Below are 22,513 nucleotides of genomic sequence, written 5' to 3'. Positions count from 1 at the left end.
ATCAGGCGTTCATCTTCTCGATGTAGCGGCGCAGCTCGCCCGCCTCCTGCCGCGCTTCGCGCAGACCGTCCATCGCGGCCGACAGCTCCGCCTGCGTCTGCGTCAGCTGGGTCGTGAGCTCGTTCTCGCGATACTGGTAATAGGTGATCGCCTCGTCCCGCTGCTCCTCCGCCTCGTGCAGGGACTTCGCCATGTCCTCGAGTTCGGCCACATCCGAAATCGTCACCCGGCTGAAACGATAGACGAGCCACGACGCGAACCAGCCGAGCACGAAGGCGACAAAGAGGATCACGGCGATCGCGATCACGAATTCGGTGCGGTTCATTCCTCGGGTTCCTCGCTTGGCGTCTCCGCCTCTGTGTCCTCGGCCGTCGCCGCCTCGCCCTCGGGAAACTCGGGCTGTTCGGTTGCCGGCACGGCCGCCGCGTCCTCGGCTTCGAGCTCGGCACGGTCGCGGCGTCCGAGCAGCGTGAAGGTGATGCGGCGGTTGATCTCCCGGCCTTCCTCGGTCTCGTTGTCGGCGATGGGCTGGCTCTCGCCATATCCGTTCGCGACCAGCTGGCTCGGCGGCACCCCGCGCGAGATGAGCGCCGTGCGCACCGCCTCGGCCCGCCCGATGGACAGCGCGAGGTTCGATTCCTCGCGTCCCTGGCTATCGGTATGGCCGCCGATCTCGAAGACCGCGCGCCGGCACTCGCGCAGCATGTCGGTCAGACGGCCCAGCTGCCCGTCGCCCGCCTCCTCGATCACGGCCTCGCCGGGCGCGAAGGTGAGCTTCTGGGTGACGAGGATGTCGTTGAGCCGGGTCTCGCATTCCTCGGGGGTCGGGATGTTGAGGAGGGGATCAAGCTCCTCGTCGTAGGTCACGTCGATGCGGAAGTCGGCCTCCGCCCCGAGCTTCGCCGACAGAAGCCCCGAGATCGTCGCCTCCGCCTGCGTATCGCCGGTCAGGCCGCGCAACACGACGAGGTCGGGCTGCACGACGACCGAACCGTTCTCGAGCCGAGACAGCGCCTCGAGCCCGGCGAGCACCCGCGCGGGCCAGCCCTCGGGCAGGGTCTCGTCCTCCCGCGTGGCGGTATAGGTATCGTTCACCCCGAAGAGCGCGCGCCCGTAGCTGAGGACCGCCGCCTCCTGCGCGGCATCGTAGAGCCGGCCGCGCAACTGCACCTGCCCCTCGGGCGAGAGGGTGGCGACGAACTCCGGCGGTCCGTCATCGGAGTCGCCGGTGCCGTCCACCCGCGTCGGATCCGGCAGGACGGCGGAGAGGACGAAGAGGTCGGGCAGCGCGGTCTCGAGCTCGGCGACGACGGTGTCGAAGAGAACCCGGCTCGTGCCTTCGGGCGCGATGAGCGAGACGTCGGCATCCGAGAGCGTCAGCGCCCCGCCGCCCAGCCGCCCGATGGCCGCGATACCCTCGGCGGCGGCATCGGACCAGCGCGCGGAGGGCACCCCGAGGCCGATCACGCAGTTTGCGCGGCCGGTGAAGCCCACTGTCTCGGCCGCGGCCAGCACCTTCGCTTGCGCGGCCACGTCGTCGACGGCGCAGGCCTCGAACCGCGCCCGCCCGTCGGGCACCATCACGAAGCGGAGGGTGAAGGGCGTGATGACCGGACGTGGGGCCCCGATGTCGAGGGCGAGCGTCACGCCCTCCGGTGCCCGTCGCGCCAGCTCCCGTTCGAGGCGTACGCGCTCGGCATCGCTGTCGGCCACGGCGGTCACGCCTACGCGGCCCGCCTCGATCGAGACCTTCGCGCGCGGAAGGTCCGAGAGCGTCTCGATTCCGAAGCCGAGCGCGGCCTCCCAGGTTTCGGGGACGGCGTGATCCGCCGTCTCGACCATGTTCGTCACCTCCAGATCATCGCCCTCGGCCACCCGCGCGAAGAGCCCGTCGAGCATCTCGCGCCCGCCCTGCGTCGGGACGAGGCCGATGACGGAGACGTCGTCGTCGTTGCGCAGAACCTCGAGCGAGAAGCGGGGCGCGGTCGCCGGGCGGCTCGGCTCCACCTCCATCGCGTCGACGATGCGGCGCGGATCGACGATCGCGCCGGCCCGCGTCACCGCCCGGAACCGGGCCGGTTCGTCCGGGGCCGTGCCCGTCAGGATGAGCTGCAACCCATCGGTGGCGGCCACGGCCCAGGTCAGGTCGCTTTCCTCGAGCGCCCGCGACACCGCCGCTCTGGAGGTGGCCTCGACATAGTTGGCCGCGAACCATGCGCTTGCGACCGAGACCGCGCCCGCCGCCACGAAAGCCACCGCTGTACTGATGATGCGTTTTCTTGACATGAACCGTCAGATCTTCTCCCCGGGCACTGGATTAGCGGCAGAGCCCGCCGGGGGCAATCAGACGAAAGCCGACACGGCGAAAAACAGCACGGGCATCAGTCCCGCCGTCCGGTTCGTCCGAAACAATCGCAGGCAGAGGTCGGGATCGTCGATGTCGAGCTGCGTCATCTGCCAGCCGAGGTGCCAGCCCATCAGCCAGACGCCGACGAGCGCGACCATCGCCGGCCCCACGGGCAGCGCGGTGACGGCAGCCAGGGACAGCAGGATCACTGTCGCCGCCGCGAAGCCCCGAAGCCACGGGAGCGGGCGACGTCCGAAGCGGCGCGCGGTGGACTTGACCCCGATGAGCGCGTCGTCCTCGACGTCCTGATAGGCGTAGATCGTGTCGTAGAAGAGCGTCCAGGCGATCCCGCCCAGATAGAGCAGCACCGCCGGCCAGCCGAGCGACCCGGTCTGCGCCGCCCAGACCAGAAGCGCGCCCCAGTTGAAGGCGAGACCGAGGAAGACTTGCGGCCACCAGGTAAATCGCTTGGCGAAGGGATAGACCGCCACCGGCAGGAGCGCGAGCACTCCGAGGCCGACCGCTGCCCAGTTGAAGGTAAAGAGGATGAGTGCGGCCAGCGCCGTCTGCGCCGCCATCCAGCCCAGCGCCTGTCGCAGCGTGACCGCCCCCGACGGGAGGGGCCGCGACCGGGTCCGCGCGACCGACCCGTCGATGTCACGGTCGGTCACGTCGTTCCAGGTGCAGCCGGCACCGCGCATCAGGAACGCGCCCACCGCGACCGCCCCGGCGATCCAGAGATCGAAAGGACGGAACCCCGTGGCCGAAACCGCAAGCGCAAGACCCCACCAGCACGGCAGAAGCAGAAGCCAGGTTCCTATCGGCCGGTCCGCGCGACTGAGCCGCAGGTAGGGGCGCGTCGACGGCGGGGCCAGCGTGTCGACCCAGTTGCCCTTGACGGCGTCGGCCACCTGTCCTTGATCGGAGGTGTCGGTCATCGAAGGGCTCTCCCCATGGACAGTAAGGTCAGGTTGCACATAGCCGGTCCGCTCGCGGCGGGGCAATGCGTCGCGCTGTCGAGGGACCAGGGCCACTACCTCGGCGGCGTCATGCGCCTTGCCGCTGGCGACACGCTGACCGTGTTCGACGGAACGAGCGGAGCCTTCCGCGCGACCATCCGCGCGGCCTCCAAGCGGGGCGGCGAACTCGAGATCGGCGCGCAGGTCGCGCCGCAATGCGATCCGCCGGACCTCTGGCTCCTCTTCGCCCCGATCAAGAAGGCGCGCACCGACTTCATCGTCGAGAAGGCGACCGAGCTCGGGGCCGCGCGCATCCGGCCCGTCTCGACGCGCTACACCAATTCCGAGCGCATCCGGCAGGATCGGCTCCAGGCCCATGCCCTCGAAGCGGCCGAACAATGCGGCGGCACCTTCGTCCCCCCGGTCGACGATATCGTGCCGCTCGAACGCCTCCTCGCCGACTGGCCCACCGACCGGGCACTCATCTTCTGCGACGAGACGCTCTCGGACGACCCCGACTGGGCCGAGGGTGGCCGCTCCACCGCCCTGCCCCCGGCCCCCGCCGCGATCCTTATCGGGCCGGAGGGCGGCTTCTCGCCCGAAGAACGGGCCAACTTGCGAGCCCATCCACAGGCGCATGCCATCGCCCTCGGCCCCCGCATCCTGCGCGCGGACACGGCGGCCGTTGCGGCGCTGACACTCTGGCAGGCCGGGCGGGGAGACTGGGGATGAAGACGCTTGGCCCGCCGGACCGCGACTGGATCGTCGCACTCCTCGACAGCGCGCGGACGGACACGATGTTCCCGCAATCGAACCTGCGCACGCACGGCTTCGGCGGAACGCACATGCGGGCGCTCCGGCTCTGGGGGGTGCGCGATCGCGCGGTCCTCGCGCTCGGCAACGACGGGATGATCTTGCCCTATCTTCCCGACCCGTCCGACATCCCTGCGGCGGCCGAAATCCTGCGGGGCGAGCGCCTGAGAGGCGCGGCGGGGCCCGCCCGCATGGTGCGCCCGCTTCTCGACGCGCTCGGGCTCACCGAGGCCCCGAAGTCCCTCGACGCCGACGAGCCGCAGTTCGAGTTGTCGCTGGACGCGCTGATCGTGCCGGAGGGACCGGGCGACCTCGTCCCGGTCTCGGTGGATGCCGAGCGCGCCATCTGCTGGCGACAGGCTTACAACGCGGAGCTTCAAACCGGCAGCAGAACGCTGGAGGATACGACGCGGGAGGTCGAAGGCTGGATCGCGGAGGACAGCCATCGCTTCCTCGTGGTCGACGGCCGGCCCGCCGCGATGACCGGGTTCAACGCCACCTTACCGGAGATCGTGCAGGTCGGCGGCGTCTATACTCCGCCAGAGACGCGGGGGCGGGGCCTTGCCCGGCGCGCGCTCGCGCTGCACCTGGCCGAAGCAAGAGCCACCGGCGTCGAGACAGCGACCCTCTTCGCCGCCTCCGACGCGGCGGTCGCCTGCTACACTCCGCTCGGATTCCAGCGGACCGGCACCTTCACGCTTCTCTTCTTCGAGCCCAAGGTGACCCCGTGATCCGCCCCGAAGTCCGCGCGGCTCTCCTGCGCTGGCGCGAGGCACTCGTCGGGGCGGGTGCCGTCCTGATCGGGCTGTGGCTCTGGCTCGGCACCTCGGGCCTGCCGGCGCTCTTCGGCGCGGCGTCGATGGCGGTCGGCGTCGTGCTGACCGTCTCGGGCCTCCGCGCCGCCCGGTTTCGCGGCGACGGACAGTCGCCCGGCATCGTCGAGACGGTGGAGGGGCGGATCACGTACATGGGGCCGGAGACCGGTGGCGTCGTGGCGTTGACCGAGTTGAGCCAGGTCACCTTCGTCCGCGCCGCGGACGGCAGCGGCGAATGGCACCTCGCGCAGCCCGGGCAGTCGCCGCTCGCCATTCCGGAGCGCGCGACCGGAGCGGAGCGGCTTCTCGATGCGCTTGCCCCGTTGCCCGGGCTCGACGCTGGCGCGATGGTGCGGGCCGTGCAGACGCGCACACCCCAGACGATCACGGTATGGCGACGGACGCCGCTGCGCGCCTTGACTTGAGGAGCCCTGCGGATCACTCGTGACGTTCCAGACCACGGAGCCCGGAGGCGTCCAGATGTCCATTCCCCAGTCCGGCGGCGGCGCCATCACCGACACGACGCAGCTGGCCGAGTTCCTGGCTTCCGGCTGCAAGCCGAAGGACGACTGGCGCATCGGGACGGAACACGAGAAGTTCGGTTTCTGCCAGGACACGCTGCAACCCTTACCCTACGACGGCCCGCGCTCCATCAACGCTGTCCTCTCGGGTCTGCGCGACCGCTTCGGCTGGACGCCGGTGACCGAGGGTGGCCTGCTGATCGGGCTCGAGAAGGCGGGGGCGAACATCTCGCTCGAACCGGGGGGGCAGCTGGAGCTTTCGGGCGCGCCGCTCGAGACGATCCACCAGACCTGCGACGAGGTGAACACCCATCTCGCCGAGGTGAAGGCCGTGGCCGACGGGATCGGGGCCGGCTTCATCGGTCTCGGCGCAGCACCGGAGTGGACGCACGCCGACATGCCGCTGATGCCCAAGGGCCGCTACAAGCTGATGGATGCCTACATGGACAAGGTCGGCACCATGGGAAAGGTGATGATGCGGCGCACCTGCACGGTGCAGGTCAACATCGACTTCGCCTCCGAAGCGGACATGGTGCAGAAGCTGCGCGTCGCGATGGCGCTGCAGTCGGTGGCGACGGCGCTCTTCTCCAACTCGCCCTTTTTCGAGGGGCAGCCGAACGGCCACAAGTCCTGGCGCAGCCGCGTCTGGCGCGACCTCGACGCGGCGCGCACCGGCATCCCGGAATTCGTCTTCGACGAGGGCTTCGGCTTCGAGCAATGGGTGGACTACGCGCTCGATGTGCCGATGTACTTCGTCTACCGCGACGGCACCTACATCGACGCGCTCGGCCAGTCCTTCCGCGATTTCCTGCGCGGAGAGCTGCCGGCCCTGCCGGGCGAGACGCCGCAGATGTCGGACTGGGCCGACCACCTGACGACGCTCTTCCCCGAGGCCCGGATCAAGAAATACATGGAGATGCGGGGAGCCGACGGCGGCCCGTGGCGTCGGCTCTGCGCGCTGCCGGCCTTCTGGGTCGGGCTGATGTACGACCAATCCTCCCTCGATGCCGCCTGGGACATCGCCAAGGATTGGGATCAGGAAACGCGCCTCGCCCTGCGCGTCGCCGCCTCCCGCGAGGGGCTCGCGGCGGAGGTCGACGGGACCCGGATGCACGACCTCGCGCGCGAGTTGGTGGAAATCAGCCATGCCGGCCTCAAGGCGCGGGCGAAAGCGGGGGCCGGCGGCCTCGTCCCAGACGAGACGCATTTCCTCAACGCCCTGCGCGAGTCGGTCGAGACCGGCAAATCCCCGGCCGACGAGATGCTCGACGACTATCACGGTGCCTGGCAGGGCGACCTGACGCGCGTCTACGCGGAGCGCAGCTACTGAGGACAGGCTTGCGCCGGGCCGCCGGACGCCTGATCCTGTACCCAAAAGGGAAAGATCATGCGCGATTTCTTCATCAAGGGTCTCGAGATTGTCATCACGGTCGTGCTGATCCTCGCCGCCGTCGGCATCGCGGTCGTGGCGATCGGTGCGCTTTTCGGAGGCGTGCCCGTAGGTGAATTCAGGATCGAGGGGCCCGCCATGGCGGCGGTCGTCGCGCTTGGCGGATACCTTGGCCTTCTGGTGATCGGCGGCGCGCTCTATCTCGGGCTCGGCATCTACGCCAACACCCGCCGCACGGCAGACGCGCTCGAACTCCTGATAACGCTGCGGCGCTAGAGGCGCGCCACCGGCCTGCTGTCATGGTCGGGCCAGACCCGACCATCTCTCATCCCGACGATGCACGGAAAAAGGCGGAAGCGCAGGGAGCGCTTCCGCCGATCATTCGACGCGGCCGCGGTCACGGGGCCGCGCGCGTCCCGCTCAGGCGAGCGGATCAGCGCCGAAAGTATTCTCGCCCTCGGTCCCCTTCGTCACGAGGAACACGAGCAGGATGATGGAGCCGACGAGCGGCACGAGCGCGATCCAGAACCACCAGCCCGAGCGGTCGGTGTCGTGCAGGCGCCGCACCAGGACCGAGATGCCGGGGAGGATGAGGCCGAGTACGACGACCGCAAGGATCACGATGCCCAGGAGCGCGGCCGCTTCGCCCATGCTTGCCAGAACCGCGAAGACGATCTGCGCCCCGATCTGGGCCAGGATCGAGAAGAGGGTAAACCACCAGTACTCGCTGCGCGCGGCGCGCCCCTGAAAGGTCGCGTATTTCTGCTTCAGGCACGTGTTTACGGCTTCACCAAACGTCATCTCGTTCCATTCCTTAAAATACTGTCCACACGATGGGACACGCGCGGACGTTGGGGCAGGCCCGATCGGCGTGGCAAGCCCCCTGCGCGGAAAGCGGCCTATTCCAGAACCGGCTGTGTCGAGAAAACCCCGTCGGCGTAGCCGATCGCGCGCACGCAGAGCTGGCTGCCGTAGCCGTCGCAGTAGAGACCGTGCACGCCCAGAAGGAAGATCCGGCTCCGGAAGCCATCGTCGCCGAAGTCCACGATCTGCCAGTGACCGCCGAAGAACTCCGCCGTGTCTTCGCCCACGATCAGATGGATGGGCGAGCCGCCAGAGCCCGAGAAGAGCGCGGGTAGCCGGTCGCAGGTGGCGAAGCGCATGTCGACGACCATGTCCTCGGTCGCCGGATCCTCGTCGAGGTCGACCGGAACGAAGGCCCCCGGCTCGAAGGTCATGTCGGGGCTCCCGGTCTCGGTGGCGCAGGCGTCGGCGTAGGCCCCGACGATGGCGCGGGCGACCGGGTTGTCGGGCAGATGCTGCGCGCTCGCCGTCTGGGCCGCAAGGAGCGTGAGAAGGATCGTCAGATATCGTGTCACAGGTATTCGTCCTCCGGGCGCACGCGGGGAATGCCGGTACGGTCGTAACTCACGTCGAGATCATCATAGCCGACGAGCGCACGCCGCCCCCCGTTCGGAGGGGGTCCGAACCGATTGTCACCAGGCGTTCCCGGCAGGACGGTGAAGATCAGCAGCAGAAGCCCACCGAAGGGGACGAGGCCGATCAGATACCACCAGCCACTGCGGTCGATGTCATGCAGCCGCCGGACGGTCAGGGCCACGCTCGGGACGAAGACTGAGAGGAACAGCGGCAGCAGAACCCCGGCCGGCACGTCGAAGGCCAGCACGAGCGTCATGCCGAACCATCCGGCGATGACGCCGAAGACGACGAACCACCAGTATTCCGACCGATCGGCGCGGCCCGTCGCGTCGAAGGCCCCCCGATAGGCCGAGACGACCGCGGCGGCGAAGGTCACTTCCGCCCGATCCGGGGCTCTGAGCCGTCGGCGATCCGGCGGATGTTCGCGGCATGGCGGTAGAAGATGAGGGCCGCCAGCCCCGCGCAGAGCGCCACGCTGTCGGGCCGGAGCCAGAGCGCCCAGGCGGGGGCCGCCGCCGCGGCGACGAGGGCGGAAAGCGAGGAGATGCGGAAGACGACCGCCGTGGCAAGCCAAGTAAGGCAGGCCGCGACGCCAAGCGGGAAGGACAGGGCAAGAAGCGTGCCGAGGAAGGTCGCCACCCCCTTGCCGCCGTGAAACCGAAGGAAGACCGGGAAGCAATGGCCGAGAAACGCCATCAGCCCCGCCACCTGCGCCGCATCCTCGCCGACGAGCGCGCGGGCCAGCAGCACCGCCGCCCCGCCCTTGCCCGCGTCGCCGATCAGGGTGAGCGCCGCCGCCGGCCTGTTCCCGGTGCGCAGCACGTTGGTCGCGCCGATGTTCCCCGACCCGATCTGCCGCAGATCGCCCAGGCCGAAGATGCGCGCCATGACGATGCCGAAGGGCACGGAGCCCAACAGGTAGGCCAGCGCCGCCACCGTCAGCAGGAGCGGCAGGGCCGTTGTCATCTCGGGCATGGCGCTCTCCGTTCCCCTTCCCCGCGATGACGATGCCATTCCGCCGCGCGGCGGGCCACATGCGATCACGCGCTCGGAAAAAGGTGTTGTCGCGCTGCACCCCCCGGGGTGTCAGCCGTCCGCGCGGTCGTAGACCGTCTCGCCACCGACCCACGTCCGCAGGACGCGACCCTCCATCCGGGCCCCGTCGAAGGGCGTGTTCTTCGACTTCGAGGCGAGCGTCCAGCGGTCGAGGACGAAGGGGGCGTCAGGATCGAAGAGCACGAGATCGGCCGGTGCGCCCTTTGCAAGCGTGCCCCCCGCGAGGCCCAGCCGCCGCGCCGGGTTGAGCGACAGCGCGCGCCAGAGCGTCGGCAGATCGACATGCCCTGCCGAAACGAGCCGCATCGCCGCCGGCAGGAGCGTCTCGAGCCCCACCGCCCCCGGCGCGGCCTCCTCGAACGGGAGGCGCTTCGATTCCTCGTCCTGCGGCGTGTGCATGGAACTGATGATGTCGATCGTGCCATCGGCCAGCGCCTCGGCCACAGCGAGCCGGTCATCCTCGGTGCGCAGGGGCGGCGTGACCTTGAAGAAGGTGCGGTAGTCGGCCACGTCGAGCACGTTCAGTGTCAGGTGATGGATCGAGGTGCCGGCCGTCACGTCGAGGCCCGCGGCCCTTGCCCGGCGCAGCGGCGCGAGGCCCGCCGCCGTCGTCACCTGGTCGAGGTGGTAGGCCACCCCCGTCGCCTCCACGAGCGCCAGGTCGCGCTCGACCCCCATCCGTTCGGCGAGCGGCGAGACGCCGGGCAGCCCCCGGAGCGACGCGAACTTGCCGCTCGTCACGACCGCCCCGCGCGCGAGCCCGGGCTCCTGCGGATGCCCGACGACGAGCGCCCTGAGCGAGCGCGCGTAGGTCAGGCACCGCGACAGGACCTTGGTGTCGGTCACCACGTGGGTGCCGTCGGTGAAGGCGACCGCGCCCGCATCGCGCAGGAAACCGATCTCCACCATCTCCCGCCCCGCCCGGCCACGTGTCAGCGCGGACATGTGATGAACCCTGACGGCGGAATGCGTCGCGCGGGTGCGCGCGTGTTCCAGCGTTTCGGGGCTGTCGATCACGGGGATCGTGTCGGGGCGGCAGACCATGGTGGTGATGCCGCCGCGCGCCGCGGCCTGCCCCGCGGTGTGGAAGCTCTCCTTGTGGCGCTCGCCCGGTTCGCCCACCTTGACGCCGAGGTCGACGATGCCGGGGGCGAGGCACCTGCCGCCGCAATCGACGACCTGCTCGGCGGGGCCGGGCGCGGTGATCCGCCCCGCCTCGATGCGCAGCTCGCCCAGGGTATCGGTGCCGGCTTCCGGGTCGATCAGCCGCGCGTTCGTCAGGAGCGTCGAAGTCATGCCGCCGACCTACTCAAGCGGTGCCGGCCTGTCCATCAGCGATGCGCCTCGAGGAGGGCAAAGACCTCCGCCGCCCCGTCGATCCGTTCGAAGCCGACGTCGGTGCTCCTGTGCTTGCCGGCCCCCGTTGGCCGAAGGCCCCGGCCCCCGTCGGAGCGGCTGCGACCGGCCCGGGCGCGCCGGACGCGCGCGACCGGCCGTCGTCCGAAGAGGATAGATCCGCTGCCGTCGGCATGGGACACGAGGCGCGGCTCCGTCATCTCGTCCAGCGGCCAGCCGGTGTCGTCCTGCGGCAGGCGCACGCCGGGCGACGCCCCGAGCACGAGCGCCCGCCTGTCGGTCAGCACATAACGGATCCGCCCCGCGCGCCAGCGCAGCAACCCGACAAGCAGCACCGCGATCAGCCCGCCGACGACAAGCGCGCCGAGCGTCCAGGTCCAGACGGGCGTGCCCAGGTCGCGGGCGAGCGCCCGGCCGAGCCCCGTTGCGACCAGCGCCATGATCGCGGTGAAGACCCCCACCGCGACCAGTTCCGGCCCGATCATGGGCGGCGGCCGCCCCCGCCCGGACCACAAGAGCCGTTCGCCGTCCTGAAGATCAATGTCCGCCATTTTCCGCCCGCTCCCCTCGGGACGCACCCTTACCACCGCGTTGTAGAGCCGCGTCAAACGTGGAGACCAGTCTCCTCCACACGGACCGGCCGCGGCAAGGGCACCGGATCCATTGGCGCGCCGCGTGATCTTTCGGTCGCGACCGCGCCCTGCCTGCCCTAGAGGGCCCAGAGGAGAAGAAGCGCCGCCGCGAGCAAGATGGCCACCACCACGATCGCGATGATGGCGCCCCGGGAGAGCACGCCGGTCGCCGGCGCGGCGGGGGCGGCTTGCCCCGGATCCTTGACCGCGGGGGGCAGGTCGACGGGCGTGTTGTCGGCCTCGGCGGGGGCGTAGCTGCCGATATGCGTAAGCTCCGCCACCGGTTTCAATTCCGCAACGCCCTCGACGGCGAGCGGTGCCAGCACCAGCACATCGCCCGAGAGCGCATCAAGACGCGCGGCGTCTGCGGCGAGCGTCTCGTCGGGGATGTCGTGTGCCTGCGCGAGGTAGGTCCGCAGACCCATCGGCTCTACGTCCTGCACCGCGAAGACCTCCACGTAGGTCGGGTCGATCTCCGCGCCGAGAGCTTCGAGGAGCGGCGTCGCGTCGCCCTCGTCGCTCAGCTGCGAGAGATAGGTCTGATGCGCGAGCCGGACGGGCCCGTCGCTCACGGAGAAGACATGGATCCGGCCGTCGTTCGGCCGCAGGGTCAGGGTCATGGCGCGTTTCCGAGCGTCTGAAAGCAAGTCCCGGCGTGATCTAGCCCCGCCGGAGCGGTTTGACACCCTCAGGCGCGGGCGAGGTTCTGCGCCAGCAGGTCCATCGCCGACATGCGCACCGCGACGCCCATCTCCACCTGCTCCTGGATGACGGATCGGTTGATGTCATCGGCGAGCGTCCCGTCGATCTCCACGCCGCGGTTCATCGGGCCGGGATGCATCACGATGGCATCGGGCTTCGCATGGGCGAGCTTGGCCGCATCGAGGCCGAAGCGGTGGTAGTATTCGCGCTCGGACGGGATGAAGCCGCCGTCCATCCGTTCCTTCTGAAGGCGCAACATCATCACGACATCCGCGTCGCGCAGCCCCTCGGCCATATCGTCGGTCACCTCGATGCCGAGTTCGGCCACTTCGGAGGGCATCAGCGTCGGCGGCCCGACAAGCCGGACGCGGCTTTCCATCTTGCCGAGCAGGATGAGGTTCGACCGCGCGACCCGACTATGCGCGATGTCGCCGCAGATCGCGACGGTCAGGCGGTGCAGCCGTCCCTTCGCGCGCCGGATCGTCAGCGCGTCGAGCAGGGCCTGCGTCGGATGCTCGTGCCGCCCGTCGCCCGCGTTCAGCACGGCGCAATTCACCTTCTCGGCCAGCAGGTTGACCGCCCCCGAATGCGGGTGACGCACCACCAGCAGATCGGGCCGCATCGCGTTGAGAGTCAGCGCCGTGTCGATCAGCGTCTCGCCCTTCTTCAGGCTCGACGCCTGCATCGCCATGTTCATCACATCCGCCCCGAGCCGCTTGCCCGCGATCTCGAAACTCGCCTGCGTGCGGGTGGAGTTCTCGAAGAACATGTTGATCTGCGTGAGCCCGGCCAGCGCATCCCCGTGCTTGTCGCCCCGCCGCTGCGCCTCGGCGTAGTGTTCGGCGCGGTCGAGAAGCGTGGTGATCTCGGTCGGATGCAGGGGCTCGATGCCCAGAAGGTGGCGCTGCGTGAACATGGCCGCTACATGCCGGAGCCGGCTCGCGCGATCAATGGGGCGCGTGGAGCGCGACGCGCGCCAAGAGAACCGGATCGCCGGACCGGCGGGCGAGGCGCGCGGCCTCCTGCCAGTGTCCGGCGTGGGCCAGCGCCAGCGCGAACTCCTCGAGAAAGGGCCTGATGTCCCTCTGTTGCATGGAGCGGTCCGCAAGATCAGTCAGGACGTCGAAGGCCCCACGCAGATCGCCCGCCTTGGCCCGCGCCGAACCGAGGGCGAGCAACGCCGTATTGCGCCAGGGTTCCGGTGTCGCGTCAACGATCCGGTCAAGGTCGTCCCGCCCCGCCGCGACACCCCCCTCGAAGGCGGCCGCATAGATCCTTGAGACCCGCCTCCTCCATGCGGAGAATGGCTCGGGTTGCCCCAGCAGATCGAAGATCACCTCATAAGTCCCGCTCGCGCCGGCCAGCATCGCGAGAGCGCGGACGGTTGCGCCTTCGTTGCTGCCGCCCGGCTCCAATCGCTCGATCAGGCCTAGCACGTCTGCCCAGTCTCCGGCCTTTGCTGGCTCCGTGACCACGATACCAAACAGCCCCAGAGGGAGCGGCCTCGTCCGATCGGAGGCCAGCTCCTCAGCGAAGGCCTGCAACTCGGCCTGATGGGACGGATCGGGCATCCAGCGCAGCGCGTTTCTCAAGCGACGGAGGAGGTCGGCCGGGCTCGACGGCTCCCGCAGCGTCGCCATGACGTTCGCGATGTCTCCGGTCTGCGCGGCACCCCGGAAGAGCCAGTAATTCAGTCCATCAAAACCCCAATTCGCTCCGGGGTAAGCCACATGGAGACGGCGCGCGGCGGCACCGTCCCCTGCGAGCGCAAGTATCTGGCCTGCGATCGCGGCAAGATCGGCCGCCCGGTCGGGGTGGGCACGCAGGATCGCGTCCACCGCGACCAGATCACCCGCCCGCGCACGGCACTTCACGATGGTGGCTGTCGCATCGAGGTCGTCGTCGAAGATGCGCCGGTCTTCCCGGGTGACCTGCGGCTGCAAGATTTCCAGACGGTCCGCGACCGCCGCCGCGACGGCTGGTCCAAGCTCCACGCTCGACCTGCTACAGGCCAAACGCGTCAGCAGGTGAAGCTGCTCCGATCCATAGGGTGCTTCGCGGTCCAGCTGTGCGAAGAACATCGTCACGAGGTCGCGCGCGGGCAGGGCACCGGCCTTCTCGACGAGCGTTGCGATCTCCGTGAGGTCGTGGATGAAGGACTGCGCATTCACCGTCAACGCCGCCTGCGCCATCGCCTCGTCGACCAGGCAAGTCCGGGCGGACGGAGCCGCCGCGCAGTCGGTCGCCGCCCGCAGCGGCCCTGCGGTCAGGGACATGATCAGGAGGACGAAGAGCAGACGGGCCATGCCCGCCACCTACCGACAAAAGATGACCGAACCCTGACCGAACCCCGCAATTCCCGTGGCCCCTTCCCTCACCGCGCCCGCCACGCTACCCCTGCCCCATGCCCGACGCCGCCGACATGGACGCCTTCACCGCCGCCGCCACGCTCGAATGGCTGGTAGAGATGGGGTGCGACGAGGCGATCGCCGCGCAGCCGCTGAACCGCTACGCCCTGCCCGAGCGGATGCCGACACCGGCCAAGCCGCCCGCCGCGCGCTCTGCGCCGCCCCAGCCGGAGGCCGCAGGCCCGGCCGCGGCGGACTCCGATCCGGTCAACGATGCCGAACGGGCCGCCGCCGGGGCGGAGACGCTGGACGCACTGCGCGCGGCGCTCGCGGGCTATCCCCATTGCGACCTGCGACTCGGGGCGAAGTCGCTCGTCTTTTCCGACGGCGATCCGCGCGCCCGCGTGATGATCGTGGGCGAGGCTCCGGGCCGCGAAGAGGACCGCGCGGGCAAGCCCTTCGTCGGGGCCGCCGGTCAGCTCCTCGACCGGATGCTCGCCGCGATCGGCCTTGCCCGCGACGCAGAAGGCCCGGGCCGCGCCGTCTACATCACCAATGTCCTGCCCTGGCGTCCGCCCTCCAACCGCGATCCGGAGCCGGCGGAGGTCGCGATGATGCTGCCGTTCCTGCGGCGGCACATCGACCTGGCCGATCCCGAGATCCTGATCTGCATGGGCAACCACGCCTGCAACGCGATCCTCGGCAGGCGCGGGATCACGCGGCTGCGCGGGCAGTGGACGACCGGCTTCGACCGCCCCGTCCTGCCCATGCTGCACCCCGCCTACCTTCTGCGTCAGCCTGCCGCCAAGCGCGATGCCTGGGCCGACCTCCTCGAACTCGCGGCGCGGCTCGACGCCTGATCCCGTGCGGCAGCGCACAGCAGGGCCGCAGACCGCACGGTTGGACCCGTGACGATCAGGTGCCATGTTCCGTCCGATACAACCGACAGGACGCCCGATGACCTATACTCCCCCGAAAGTCTGGAAGAACACCGCCTCCGGCGGACAGTTCGCCAACATCAACCGCCCCGAAGCCGGCCCGACCCACGACAAGGATCTGCCGGTGGGCGAACACCCCTACCAGCTCTATTCGCTCGCCACGCCGAACGGCGTGAAGGTCACGGTCCTCTTCGAGGAACTGATCGAGGCCGGGCACGACTTCGACTACGACGCGTGGCTCATCAACATCGGCGAGGGCGACCAGTTCGGCTCGGGCTTCGTCGAGGTGAACCCCAACTCCAAGATCCCGGCGCTTATGGACCGGTCGGGCACCGAGCCCGTGCGAATCTTCGAGAGCGCGGCGATCATGCTGCACATGGCCGAAAAGCACGACGCCTTCCTCGGCGACAGCCGGCGCGAGATGCTTTCCTGGCTCTTCTGGCAGATGGGCAGCGCGCCGTTCCTCGGTGGTGGCTTCGGCCACTTCTATGCCTATGCGCCCGAGAAGTTCGAATACCCGATCAACCGCTACGCGATGGAGGCGAAGCGGCAGCTCGACGTGCTCGACCGGCATCTGGCCGATTCCGAGTGGATGGCCGGCAGCTACTCCATTGCCGATATGGCGATCTGGTCCTGGTACGGGCAACTGGTGCTCGGACGGCTCTACGATGCGGCGGAGTTCCTCGACGTGGCGAGCTACACGAACGTGGTCGACTGGGCCGAGCGGATCGACGCCCGCCCGGCCGTGCGGCGCGGCCGGATGGTCAACCGCAGCTTCGGCGACGACGAGAGCCTGAAGCTCCCCGAGCGCCACTCCCGCGCCGACTTCGACCGCTGAGCCCGAACTCCGTTCGAACGGAGTTGCCAACCGGCTGCGAAGCCGGTTGGATCGCGCCATGGCCGACCGATCCTTCCTGCCCTGCCGCATCGCGGTGCTCACCGTTTCCGACACGCGCGGCGCGGGCGACGACCGCTCGGGCGACACACTCGTCGCGAGGCTGGAGGAGGCCGGTCATCGGCTCGTGGCACGCACGATCTTGCGCGACGACCGGGAGGCCATCGCCGCCCAGCTGCGCGAATGGTGCGCGGATGGGGAGGTGGACGTCGTGATCTCGACCGGTGGCACCGGTCTCACGGGTCGGGACGTCACGGTCGAGGCCCATCGGGACGTCTACGAAAAGGAGATCGACGCCTTCGGCACGATGTTCACGATCGTCTCGATGAAGAAGATCGGCACCTCCGCCGTGCAATCCCGCGCCTGTGCCGGGGTTGCTGGCGGCACCTATCTCTTTGCGCTGCCCGGCTCGCCGTCGGCCTGCAGGGATGCCTGGGACGAAATTCTCGTGCATCAGCTCGATTACCGGCACCGGCCCTGCAACTTCGTCGAGATCATGCCGCGGCTCGACGAACATTTGCGCCGCAAGTAGGGCGCGACGGAAACCGCCGTTTCGAACGTGTGAGTTGGCAGCGCCCGGGAAACCCTTATCTTTCCGGGAAGCCAGTCGTCCGGAGTCCTGATGCGCTTTCTCGGTCGTAGCCTTGTCGGTCTGTTCCTTCTTGCCCTGACACTGGGCCTGATGGCATGGGCCGCCCAGATCACCCTCGCCGCTCTCGACGAACGCCGGGCGCGCGAGGCCGGCGGGCCGCCGGCGCGGGAGCGCGTGCTGGCGGCGAACGTGATTGCCGCGGCCCGCGAGACGATCACGCCCGTCCTCACCACCTTCGGCGACGTCCGGGCGCGGCGCGTGCTGGAATTGCGCGCGCCCTCGGCCGGGCGGATCGTGGAACGTGCGGAGCGTTTCGAGGACGGCGGCAGCGTGGAAGCCGGGCTCGTGCTTCTGCGGATCGACCCCGCGGATGCGCAGGCCGATCTCGCCGTCGCGCGGGCCGATCTGGCGGGCGCGGAGGCGGAGCTGCGGGACGCGGAGCGAGGCCTCGACCTTGCCCGATCCGAGCTGCGGGGGGCGGAGGCGCAGCGCGACATCCAGGCCGCCGCTCTGCAAAGGCAGGTCGACCTTGCCGAGCGGGGCGTCGGGTCGACCGCCGCGGTCGAGGCGGCGGAGCTGTCCCTGTCGTCGGCGGAGCAGACGATCCTGACGCGGCAGGGGGCCATCGCCCAGTCCGAGGCCCGGATCGACTCCGCGCGCCTCGGGATAGACCGCGCCGCCATCGCCGTCGCCAATGCCGAACGCGCGCTCGAGGATCGCACGCTCGTCGCGTCCTTCGACGGTCAGCTGTCCGACGTCTCCGTCCTGCCGGGCGGGCTCGTCTCGGCGAACGAGCGCGTCGGGACGCTGATCGACCCGGACGACCTGGAGGTGGCGTTCCGACTGTCGGCCGCGCAGCATGCGCGCCTTCTCGACGAGCGCGGGCAACTCATCGGAGCCCCGATCCGCGCGGTGCTCGATGTGCAGGGGCTGACGCTCGAGACGACGGGCACCATCACGCGGGAAACGGCGGCCGTGGGCGACGGCGAGACGGGCCGCGGCCTCTTCGCGACGCTCGATGCGACGGTCGGGTTCCGACCGGGCGACTTCCTGCGCGTCGAGGTCGAGGAGCCGCCCCTGCCCGGGGCCATCCGCCTGCCGGCGACCGCGCTCTCGGCACAGGCCACGGTTCTGGCCCTGGGCGAGGACGAGCGGCTCGAGGAGGTGGCCGTCACCCTCCTGCGCCGTCAGGGGGAGGAGGTGCTCGTCTCGGGCCCGATCGACGGCCGTGACATCGTCGCCGAGCGCACGCCGGCCCTCGGCGCGGGGATCCGCGTGCGTCCGCTGCGGTCGGGTCAGGTGACGGAGGATCTGCCGGAGTACGTGACGCTCGACCCGGCGCGGCGCGCGAGGCTCAAGGCCTTCGTCGAGGCGAACACCCGCATCCCCGACGCGCGCAAGGCCCGCATCCTCGCCGACCTCGAGGGCGAGGAAGTCCCCGCCGCGATGGTCGAGCGCCTCGAATCCCGGATCGACGGCTAGATGGGCCTCCTGGGATACTTCACGCGGCACCGCACGGCGGCCAACCTTCTCCTCGTGCTGATGCTCGCGGCCGGCGTGCTGGCGCTGCCCAACATGCGCGCGCAATTCTTCCCGGACGTGATCGTCGAGGACATCACCGTCTCCGTCGTCTGGGACGGTGCGGGCGCCGAGGACGTGGACCGCGGCGTGGTGCAACTCCTCGAACCTGCGCTTCTGGCCGTGGACGGGGTGAGCGACAGCGCCTCCGCCTCGCGCGAGGGCAGCGCCCAAATCACGCTGGAGTTCGAGCCGGGCATCGACGTCGCCGCCGCGGCCGACGACGTGCAGGCCGCCATCGACGGCGTGACCGGACTGCCCGAGGACAGCGAAGACCCCGAGGTCCGTCAGGGCCGCTGGCGCGACCGGGTGACGGATGTGATCGTGACCGGCCCGCTCGGCATCGACCAGCTGGCCCGGATCACCGATGCCTTCGTCCTCGACCTCTTCGCCGCCGGCGTCACGCGCACGACGATCCGCGGCATCGCCGACCCCGAGGTCATGGTCGAGGTGCCGACGGCGAACCTCCTGCGGCACGACCTGACGATGGCCCGGATCGCCGAGGCGATCGCCGCCGAGGCGCAGGCGGATCCGGCCGGCGACGTGACCGGGGCCAACGCGCGGGTGCGCACGGGCACGGCCCGGCGCGACACCGTCGACGTGGCCTCCATCGTGCTCCGAAGGGGGAGCGACGGCGCGACGCTGACGATCGGCGACGTCGCGCGCGTCACCTCGGAGGGGGTCGACCGGGAGCGCGCCTATTTCGTGGGCGAGGATGCGGCGATCAGCGTCCGCGTCGACCGTTCGGCCGAGGGCGACGCCATCGCGCTCCAGGCCACGGTAGAGCGCGTCGCCGATGACGTGCTGCAGGACGCCCCGGAGGGCACGCGGATCGAACTCATCCGAACGCGGACGGAAGCCATCACCGGACGTATCGACATCCTCGTCGACAACGCACTCGTCGGCCTCGCTCTCGTGGTGGCGCTGCTGTTCCTGTTCCTGAATGCCCGTACAGCCTTCTGGGTCGCCGCGGGCATCCCGGTGGCCATGTTCTCGGCGATCGCGCTCATGTGGGGGGCGGGGATCACGATCAACATGGTTTCGCTCTTCGCGCTCATCATCACGCTCGGCATCGTGGTCGACGACGCGATCGTGGTGGGCGAACACGCCGACTTCCGGCACCGCAAACTCGGCGAGGATCCGAAGAGCGCCGCCGAGAACGCGGCACGGCGCATGTTCACTCCGGTGTTCTCGGCCACGCTGACCACGGTGATCGCCTTCTTCGGCCTCGTCGCCATCGGCGGTCGATTCGGCGATCTCATCATCGACATTCCCTTCACGGTGATCGTCGTCCTGATCGCGTCGCTCGTCGAGTGCTTCCTCATCCTGCCGCATCACATGGCGGGGGCCCTGACCAACCGAGCCAGACCAGGGTTCAGCCCCCTGCGTGCGGCGGTGGGGGGCCTGGCCGCGGTCCTCGTCATCTGTGCGCTGACCCCGACTCTCGTCTTCGGCCTTCTGCTCGCGGCGGAGCTTCTCGGGCTCGCGACCGATCTGGCCACGCGGGCCAACGTCTTCCGCATCGCGACGCCGCTTCTCGCAGTTCTCCTGGGGATGCTCCTCTATTTCGGGTTCCTTGCCGCGCCGGGGGCCGCGCGGCGGACACTCGATCACCTGTCGCGGCACGGGATCGACACTGTCTCACACGGGGTCGGGCTCGGCTTCGACTGGACGCGGGAGCGGCTCTTCCGTCCCCTCGTCCGGCTGGCGTTGCACGCGCGTTATCCGGTTGCGGCAGGGGCCGTCGTCCTTCTGTCGACGCAAGCCGCTCTGTTCCTCACCGGCGACGTGCAGTGGCGCTTCTTCAACGCGCCCGAACGCGGCTCGGTCACCGGAAATTTCGCGATGGCCGACGGGGCGACGCGGGCCGACACGCTCGAACAGATGCGCGCCCTGCAGGAGGCGACGCTCGCGGTCGGCGCGGAGTACGAGGCCGAGTACGGAACCAACCCGCTCGCCTATGTGCTGGCCGAAATCGGCGGCAACTCGGGCCGCCCCCTGCCCTCGGCCGAGGACAAGGAGAGCGACCAGCTCGGCGCGATCTCGATCGAGCTGATCGACGCCGACCTGCGCCCCTATTCCAGCTTCGATTTCGTGGCACGCCTGCAGGAGCGCGCGGCGCAGCTGCCCCTCACCGAGGAAATCAGCTTTCGCGGCTGGCGTTCGGGGCCCGGCGGCGACGCGCTGTCGGTCGACTTCTACGGAGCCGATTCCGCGACGTTGAAGGCCGCGGCCGAGGCGCTCGAGACCGCGGTGCTCGAATTTCCAGAGGTCTCGGGCGTCGAGGACAGCCTGCCCTTCGACAAGGACGAGTTGATCCTGAACCTCACCCCCCAGGGCGAGGCGCTCGGATTCGACATCGACACGCTGGGCGGGACGCTGCGCAACCGATTGAACGGGATCGAGGCGGCCACCTTCCCCGCCGGCCCCCGCACGGGCGCGATCCGGGTGGAGCTGCCGCGCGGCGAGATCCGGGCGGATTTCCTCGACACCCTTCGCCTGCGCTCGCCCTCGGGCGGGGACGTCGCGCTGTCGGATATCGTCACGGTCGAGGTCCGTTCGGGCTTCGCCACCGTCGAGCGCCAGAACGGCGTGCAGGTCGTCACCGTCTCGGGCGACATCGCGCAGGAGGACGCGGCCCGCGCGAACGAGATCCGGACCCGCCTCGCCGAGGAGATCCTGCCGGAGATCGCCGCGGTCCATCAGGTCGGGTACGAACAGGGCGGCCTCGCCGAGCAGGAACGCGAGTTCCTGACGGATGCGACCCTCGGGCTCGTCGCCTGTCTTCTGGGCATCTACCTCGTGCTGGCGTGGATCTTCTCCAGCTGGACGCGGCCCGCCGTCATCATGGCCGTCATTCCCTTCGGCCTCATCGGCGCGATCTGGGGGCATTGGTGGTGGGACGTGCCGCTCAGCATGTTCTCGGTCGTGGGTCTGATCGGGATGACCGGGATCATCATCAACGACTCCATCGTCCTCGTGACCACGGTGGACGACTACGCCCGCACCCGCGCGCTCCGCCCGGCGATCGTGGACGCGATCTGCGACCGGCTACGCCCGATCCTGCTGACGACGCTGACGACGGTGCTGGGTCTCGCCCCCCTCCTCTACGAGACGTCGAGTCAGGCGCAGTTCCTGCGGCCCACGGTCATCACGCTGGCCTACGGGCTCGGGTTCGGAATGGTGCTCGTGCTCTTCCTCGTGCCCGCGATCCTGCTGATGGGCCACGACATCGGCCGGCTGACGACCGCGCTGCGTCGCTTCGCCCGCCTGCCCGGTCGCCGGCGCGGACGCGGCGCGGGGCTCGGCGGGCTTTTGCTCGGCACGGCGATCCTCGTCTGGGGCTTCGCGACGCTGGGTCACCGGCTCATCACCGGGGAGGTCTGGGGCCCGCTCTCGCCCGTCCTGCCCGGCGACAGCATCGGCGCGGTCTTCGCGACCTTCCTCGCCGGGACAGGTGCCGCGCTCCTCGCGGTCTGGCTTCTGGCGGCGATGCTGATGCCGCGGCAGCGAACGGCCTGACGCCCGCATAGTATCATGTTCGGGCTCGACCCGACCATCTCCCGTCGTTCGGCTTGAGATCGTCGGGTCGAGCCCGACGATGACGGAGGCGCGTGTCAGCCCGTGAAGGCCTCGGGCTTCGCCTCGCGGGCCATGAAGTCGAGGACGGCGTTCACGAAACCCGATTCCTTGCCCTCGGGGAAGAAGGCACGCGCGACCTCGACGAATTCGTTGATGACGACCTTCGGCGGCGTCTCGCTGTCGAGAAGTTCCGCCCCTGCCGCACGGAAGAGCGCGCGCAGCGTCGGGTCGATCCGGCCGAGCGGCCAGCGTTCGGCCAACCCGCGGTCGGTCAGCTGGTCGATCCGCGTTTGCAGGTTCACCGCCGACTCGAGCAGGCGGCGGAAGAGATCGACGTTCCCCTCCTCGAACGCCCCCTCCTCGACGACCATGCCGAAGCGATGGGTCTCGAACTCGCCCCGCACGGCATCGACGGTCTGGCCGGCAGCCTCCATCTGGAAGAGCGCCTGAACGGCGTAGAGCCGGGCGGCGGATTTCATCCGGCGCTTCAGGGCGCGTTTCTCGTCGGGGGTCATCTGATCCATGGGCGCGACCTAGTGGCAGTCGGGC

The 22,513-nt window shown here is 69.7% G+C and carries 23 protein-coding genes; 10 read left to right on the top strand and 13 right to left on the bottom strand.

What is annotated here, in order from left to right; genetic code table 11:
* Position 1: 1 nt before the first annotated feature.
* The 3 genes from HSX43_RS03115 to ubiA are packed head-to-tail and all read right to left on the bottom strand — an operon-like array spanning position 2 to position 3,285.
* Positions 2-325, bottom strand: a complete 324-nt coding sequence (locus HSX43_RS03115) for a hypothetical protein (protein WP_179378615.1) — start codon at positions 323-325, stop codon at positions 2-4.
* A complete protein-coding gene (locus HSX43_RS03110) occupies positions 322-2,286 on the bottom strand; it encodes an OmpA family protein (RefSeq protein WP_179378614.1) in 1,965 nt (654 codons plus the stop codon). The genes HSX43_RS03115 and HSX43_RS03110 overlap by 4 nt, the downstream gene beginning before the upstream one ends.
* Positions 2,287-2,343: 57 nt before the next feature.
* On the bottom strand, positions 2,344-3,285 hold the full coding sequence (ubiA, locus tag HSX43_RS03105) for a 4-hydroxybenzoate octaprenyltransferase (RefSeq protein WP_179378613.1): 942 nt from the start codon (positions 3,283-3,285) through the stop codon (positions 2,344-2,346).
* A 15-nt stretch (positions 3,286-3,300) separates the two neighbouring features.
* Between ubiA and HSX43_RS03100 the strand changes: the two genes are divergently transcribed.
* From HSX43_RS03100 to HSX43_RS03080, 5 genes are read left to right on the top strand one after another with little or no spacing between them, the layout of a single operon-like run.
* Positions 3,301-4,038: a 16S rRNA (uracil(1498)-N(3))-methyltransferase gene (locus HSX43_RS03100; protein ID WP_179378612.1), complete on the top strand. Its 738-nt coding sequence runs from the start codon at positions 3,301-3,303 to the stop codon at positions 4,036-4,038.
* Complete coding sequence (locus HSX43_RS03095) at positions 4,035-4,850, top strand: GNAT family N-acetyltransferase (RefSeq protein ID WP_179378611.1); 816 nt, start codon at positions 4,035-4,037, stop codon at positions 4,848-4,850. Before HSX43_RS03100 ends, HSX43_RS03095 begins: the two co-directional genes overlap by 4 nt.
* Entirely contained in the window at positions 4,847-5,359 is a 513-nt protein-coding gene (locus tag HSX43_RS03090) for a hypothetical protein (protein WP_179378610.1), read from the top strand. Before HSX43_RS03095 ends, HSX43_RS03090 begins: the two co-directional genes overlap by 4 nt.
* A 55-nt stretch (positions 5,360-5,414) precedes the next feature.
* Positions 5,415-6,785 (top strand): glutamate--cysteine ligase, encoded by a 1,371-nt coding sequence (locus HSX43_RS03085; RefSeq protein ID WP_179378609.1) that lies wholly within the window; start codon positions 5,415-5,417, stop codon positions 6,783-6,785.
* Between the two features lie 57 nt (positions 6,786-6,842).
* Positions 6,843-7,121, top strand: coding sequence for a hypothetical protein (locus tag HSX43_RS03080; RefSeq protein ID WP_179378608.1), 279 nt, complete (start codon positions 6,843-6,845; stop codon positions 7,119-7,121).
* A gap of 144 nt (positions 7,122-7,265) precedes the next feature.
* On the opposite strand, the gene HSX43_RS03075 is transcribed toward HSX43_RS03080, so the two are convergent.
* The 9 genes from HSX43_RS03075 to HSX43_RS03035 form a co-directional block, all read right to left on the bottom strand.
* Positions 7,266-7,646, bottom strand: a complete 381-nt coding sequence (locus tag HSX43_RS03075; RefSeq protein WP_179378607.1) for a DUF805 domain-containing protein — start codon at positions 7,644-7,646, stop codon at positions 7,266-7,268.
* Between the two features lie 98 nt (positions 7,647-7,744).
* Entirely contained in the window at positions 7,745-8,224 is a 480-nt protein-coding gene (locus HSX43_RS03070) for a hypothetical protein (RefSeq protein WP_179378606.1), read from the bottom strand.
* Complete coding sequence (locus HSX43_RS03065) at positions 8,221-8,661, bottom strand: DUF805 domain-containing protein (RefSeq protein ID WP_179378605.1); 441 nt, start codon at positions 8,659-8,661, stop codon at positions 8,221-8,223. Before HSX43_RS03065 ends, HSX43_RS03070 begins: the two co-directional genes overlap by 4 nt.
* A complete protein-coding gene (gene plsY / locus HSX43_RS03060; protein WP_179378604.1) occupies positions 8,658-9,260 on the bottom strand; it encodes a glycerol-3-phosphate 1-O-acyltransferase PlsY in 603 nt (200 codons plus the stop codon). Before plsY ends, HSX43_RS03065 begins: the two co-directional genes overlap by 4 nt.
* 111 nt (positions 9,261-9,371) lie before the next feature.
* Positions 9,372-10,637, bottom strand: a complete 1,266-nt coding sequence (pyrC, locus tag HSX43_RS03055; protein WP_179378603.1) for a dihydroorotase — start codon at positions 10,635-10,637, stop codon at positions 9,372-9,374.
* Between the two features lie 35 nt (positions 10,638-10,672).
* Positions 10,673-11,248: a hypothetical protein gene (locus HSX43_RS03050; protein ID WP_179378602.1), complete on the bottom strand. Its 576-nt coding sequence runs from the start codon at positions 11,246-11,248 to the stop codon at positions 10,673-10,675.
* A 158-nt stretch (positions 11,249-11,406) separates the two neighbouring features.
* On the bottom strand, positions 11,407-11,949 hold the full coding sequence (locus HSX43_RS03045; RefSeq protein WP_179378601.1) for a hypothetical protein: 543 nt from the start codon (positions 11,947-11,949) through the stop codon (positions 11,407-11,409).
* 68 nt (positions 11,950-12,017) lie between these two features.
* Positions 12,018-12,947, bottom strand: a complete 930-nt coding sequence (locus HSX43_RS03040; protein WP_179378600.1) for an aspartate carbamoyltransferase catalytic subunit — start codon at positions 12,945-12,947, stop codon at positions 12,018-12,020.
* A gap of 31 nt (positions 12,948-12,978) precedes the next feature.
* Positions 12,979-14,337 (bottom strand): hypothetical protein, encoded by a 1,359-nt coding sequence (locus HSX43_RS03035; protein WP_179378599.1) that lies wholly within the window; start codon positions 14,335-14,337, stop codon positions 12,979-12,981.
* Positions 14,338-14,435: 98 nt separating this feature from the next.
* Between HSX43_RS03035 and HSX43_RS03030 the strand changes: the two genes are divergently transcribed.
* From HSX43_RS03030 to HSX43_RS03010, 5 genes are all read left to right on the top strand, one after another.
* On the top strand, positions 14,436-15,239 hold the full coding sequence (locus tag HSX43_RS03030; protein ID WP_235962453.1) for a uracil-DNA glycosylase: 804 nt from the start codon (positions 14,436-14,438) through the stop codon (positions 15,237-15,239).
* A gap of 97 nt (positions 15,240-15,336) precedes the next feature.
* Positions 15,337-16,155 (top strand): glutathione-dependent disulfide-bond oxidoreductase, encoded by an 819-nt coding sequence (yghU, locus tag HSX43_RS03025; RefSeq protein WP_179378598.1) that lies wholly within the window; start codon positions 15,337-15,339, stop codon positions 16,153-16,155.
* A 58-nt stretch (positions 16,156-16,213) separates the two neighbouring features.
* Entirely contained in the window at positions 16,214-16,744 is a 531-nt protein-coding gene (gene moaB / locus HSX43_RS03020) for a molybdenum cofactor biosynthesis protein B (RefSeq protein ID WP_179378597.1), read from the top strand.
* A 90-nt stretch (positions 16,745-16,834) separates the two neighbouring features.
* On the top strand, positions 16,835-18,286 hold the full coding sequence (locus HSX43_RS03015; RefSeq protein ID WP_179378596.1) for an efflux RND transporter periplasmic adaptor subunit: 1,452 nt from the start codon (positions 16,835-16,837) through the stop codon (positions 18,284-18,286).
* On the top strand, positions 18,287-21,904 hold the full coding sequence (locus HSX43_RS03010) for an efflux RND transporter permease subunit (RefSeq protein ID WP_179378595.1): 3,618 nt from the start codon (positions 18,287-18,289) through the stop codon (positions 21,902-21,904).
* A gap of 95 nt (positions 21,905-21,999) precedes the next feature.
* Here HSX43_RS03010 and nusB read toward each other — a convergent pair whose 3' ends face one another.
* The gene (gene nusB / locus HSX43_RS03005; RefSeq protein WP_235962452.1) at positions 22,000-22,488 is read right to left on the bottom strand and encodes a transcription antitermination factor NusB; all 489 of its coding nucleotides are present in this window, start codon (positions 22,486-22,488) and stop codon (positions 22,000-22,002) included.
* Positions 22,489-22,513: the final 25 nt, after the last annotated feature.

The organism is Jannaschia marina (assembly GCF_013404595.1).
Taxonomy (GTDB): Bacteria; Pseudomonadota; Alphaproteobacteria; order Rhodobacterales; family Rhodobacteraceae; genus Jannaschia; species Jannaschia marina.
This window is presented reverse-complemented; position numbering and strand designations above follow the sequence as displayed.

Excerpts from the sequence above, each read along its gene's own strand:
- HSX43_RS03115 (WP_179378615.1), bottom strand. The coding sequence starts at position 325 with ATGAACCGCACCGAATTCGTGATCGCGATCGCCGTGATCCTCTTTGTC.
- HSX43_RS03110 (WP_179378614.1), bottom strand. The coding sequence starts at position 2,286 with ATGTCAAGAAAACGCATCATCAGTACAGCGGTGGCTTTCGTGGCGGCG.
- ubiA (WP_179378613.1), bottom strand. The coding sequence starts at position 3,285 with ATGACCGACACCTCCGATCAAGGACAGGTGGCCGACGCCGTCAAGGGC.
- HSX43_RS03100 (WP_179378612.1), top strand. The coding sequence starts at position 3,301 with ATGGACAGTAAGGTCAGGTTGCACATAGCCGGTCCGCTCGCGGCGGGG.
- HSX43_RS03095 (WP_179378611.1), top strand. The coding sequence starts at position 4,035 with ATGAAGACGCTTGGCCCGCCGGACCGCGACTGGATCGTCGCACTCCTC.
- HSX43_RS03085 (WP_179378609.1), top strand. The coding sequence starts at position 5,415 with ATGTCCATTCCCCAGTCCGGCGGCGGCGCCATCACCGACACGACGCAG.
- HSX43_RS03080 (WP_179378608.1), top strand. The coding sequence starts at position 6,843 with ATGCGCGATTTCTTCATCAAGGGTCTCGAGATTGTCATCACGGTCGTG.
- HSX43_RS03075 (WP_179378607.1), bottom strand. The coding sequence starts at position 7,646 with ATGACGTTTGGTGAAGCCGTAAACACGTGCCTGAAGCAGAAATACGCG.
- plsY (WP_179378604.1), bottom strand. The coding sequence starts at position 9,260 with ATGCCCGAGATGACAACGGCCCTGCCGCTCCTGCTGACGGTGGCGGCG.
- pyrC (WP_179378603.1), bottom strand. The coding sequence starts at position 10,637 with ATGACTTCGACGCTCCTGACGAACGCGCGGCTGATCGACCCGGAAGCC.
- HSX43_RS03050 (WP_179378602.1), bottom strand. The coding sequence starts at position 11,248 with ATGGCGGACATTGATCTTCAGGACGGCGAACGGCTCTTGTGGTCCGGG.
- HSX43_RS03045 (WP_179378601.1), bottom strand. The coding sequence starts at position 11,949 with ATGACCCTGACCCTGCGGCCGAACGACGGCCGGATCCATGTCTTCTCC.
- HSX43_RS03040 (WP_179378600.1), bottom strand. The coding sequence starts at position 12,947 with ATGTTCACGCAGCGCCACCTTCTGGGCATCGAGCCCCTGCATCCGACC.
- HSX43_RS03035 (WP_179378599.1), bottom strand. The coding sequence starts at position 14,337 with ATGGCCCGTCTGCTCTTCGTCCTCCTGATCATGTCCCTGACCGCAGGG.
- HSX43_RS03030 (WP_235962453.1), top strand. The coding sequence starts at position 14,436 with ATGCCCGACGCCGCCGACATGGACGCCTTCACCGCCGCCGCCACGCTC.
- yghU (WP_179378598.1), top strand. The coding sequence starts at position 15,337 with ATGACCTATACTCCCCCGAAAGTCTGGAAGAACACCGCCTCCGGCGGA.
- moaB (WP_179378597.1), top strand. The coding sequence starts at position 16,214 with ATGGCCGACCGATCCTTCCTGCCCTGCCGCATCGCGGTGCTCACCGTT.
- HSX43_RS03015 (WP_179378596.1), top strand. The coding sequence starts at position 16,835 with ATGCGCTTTCTCGGTCGTAGCCTTGTCGGTCTGTTCCTTCTTGCCCTG.
- HSX43_RS03010 (WP_179378595.1), top strand. The coding sequence starts at position 18,287 with ATGGGCCTCCTGGGATACTTCACGCGGCACCGCACGGCGGCCAACCTT.
- nusB (WP_235962452.1), bottom strand. The coding sequence starts at position 22,488 with ATGGATCAGATGACCCCCGACGAGAAACGCGCCCTGAAGCGCCGGATG.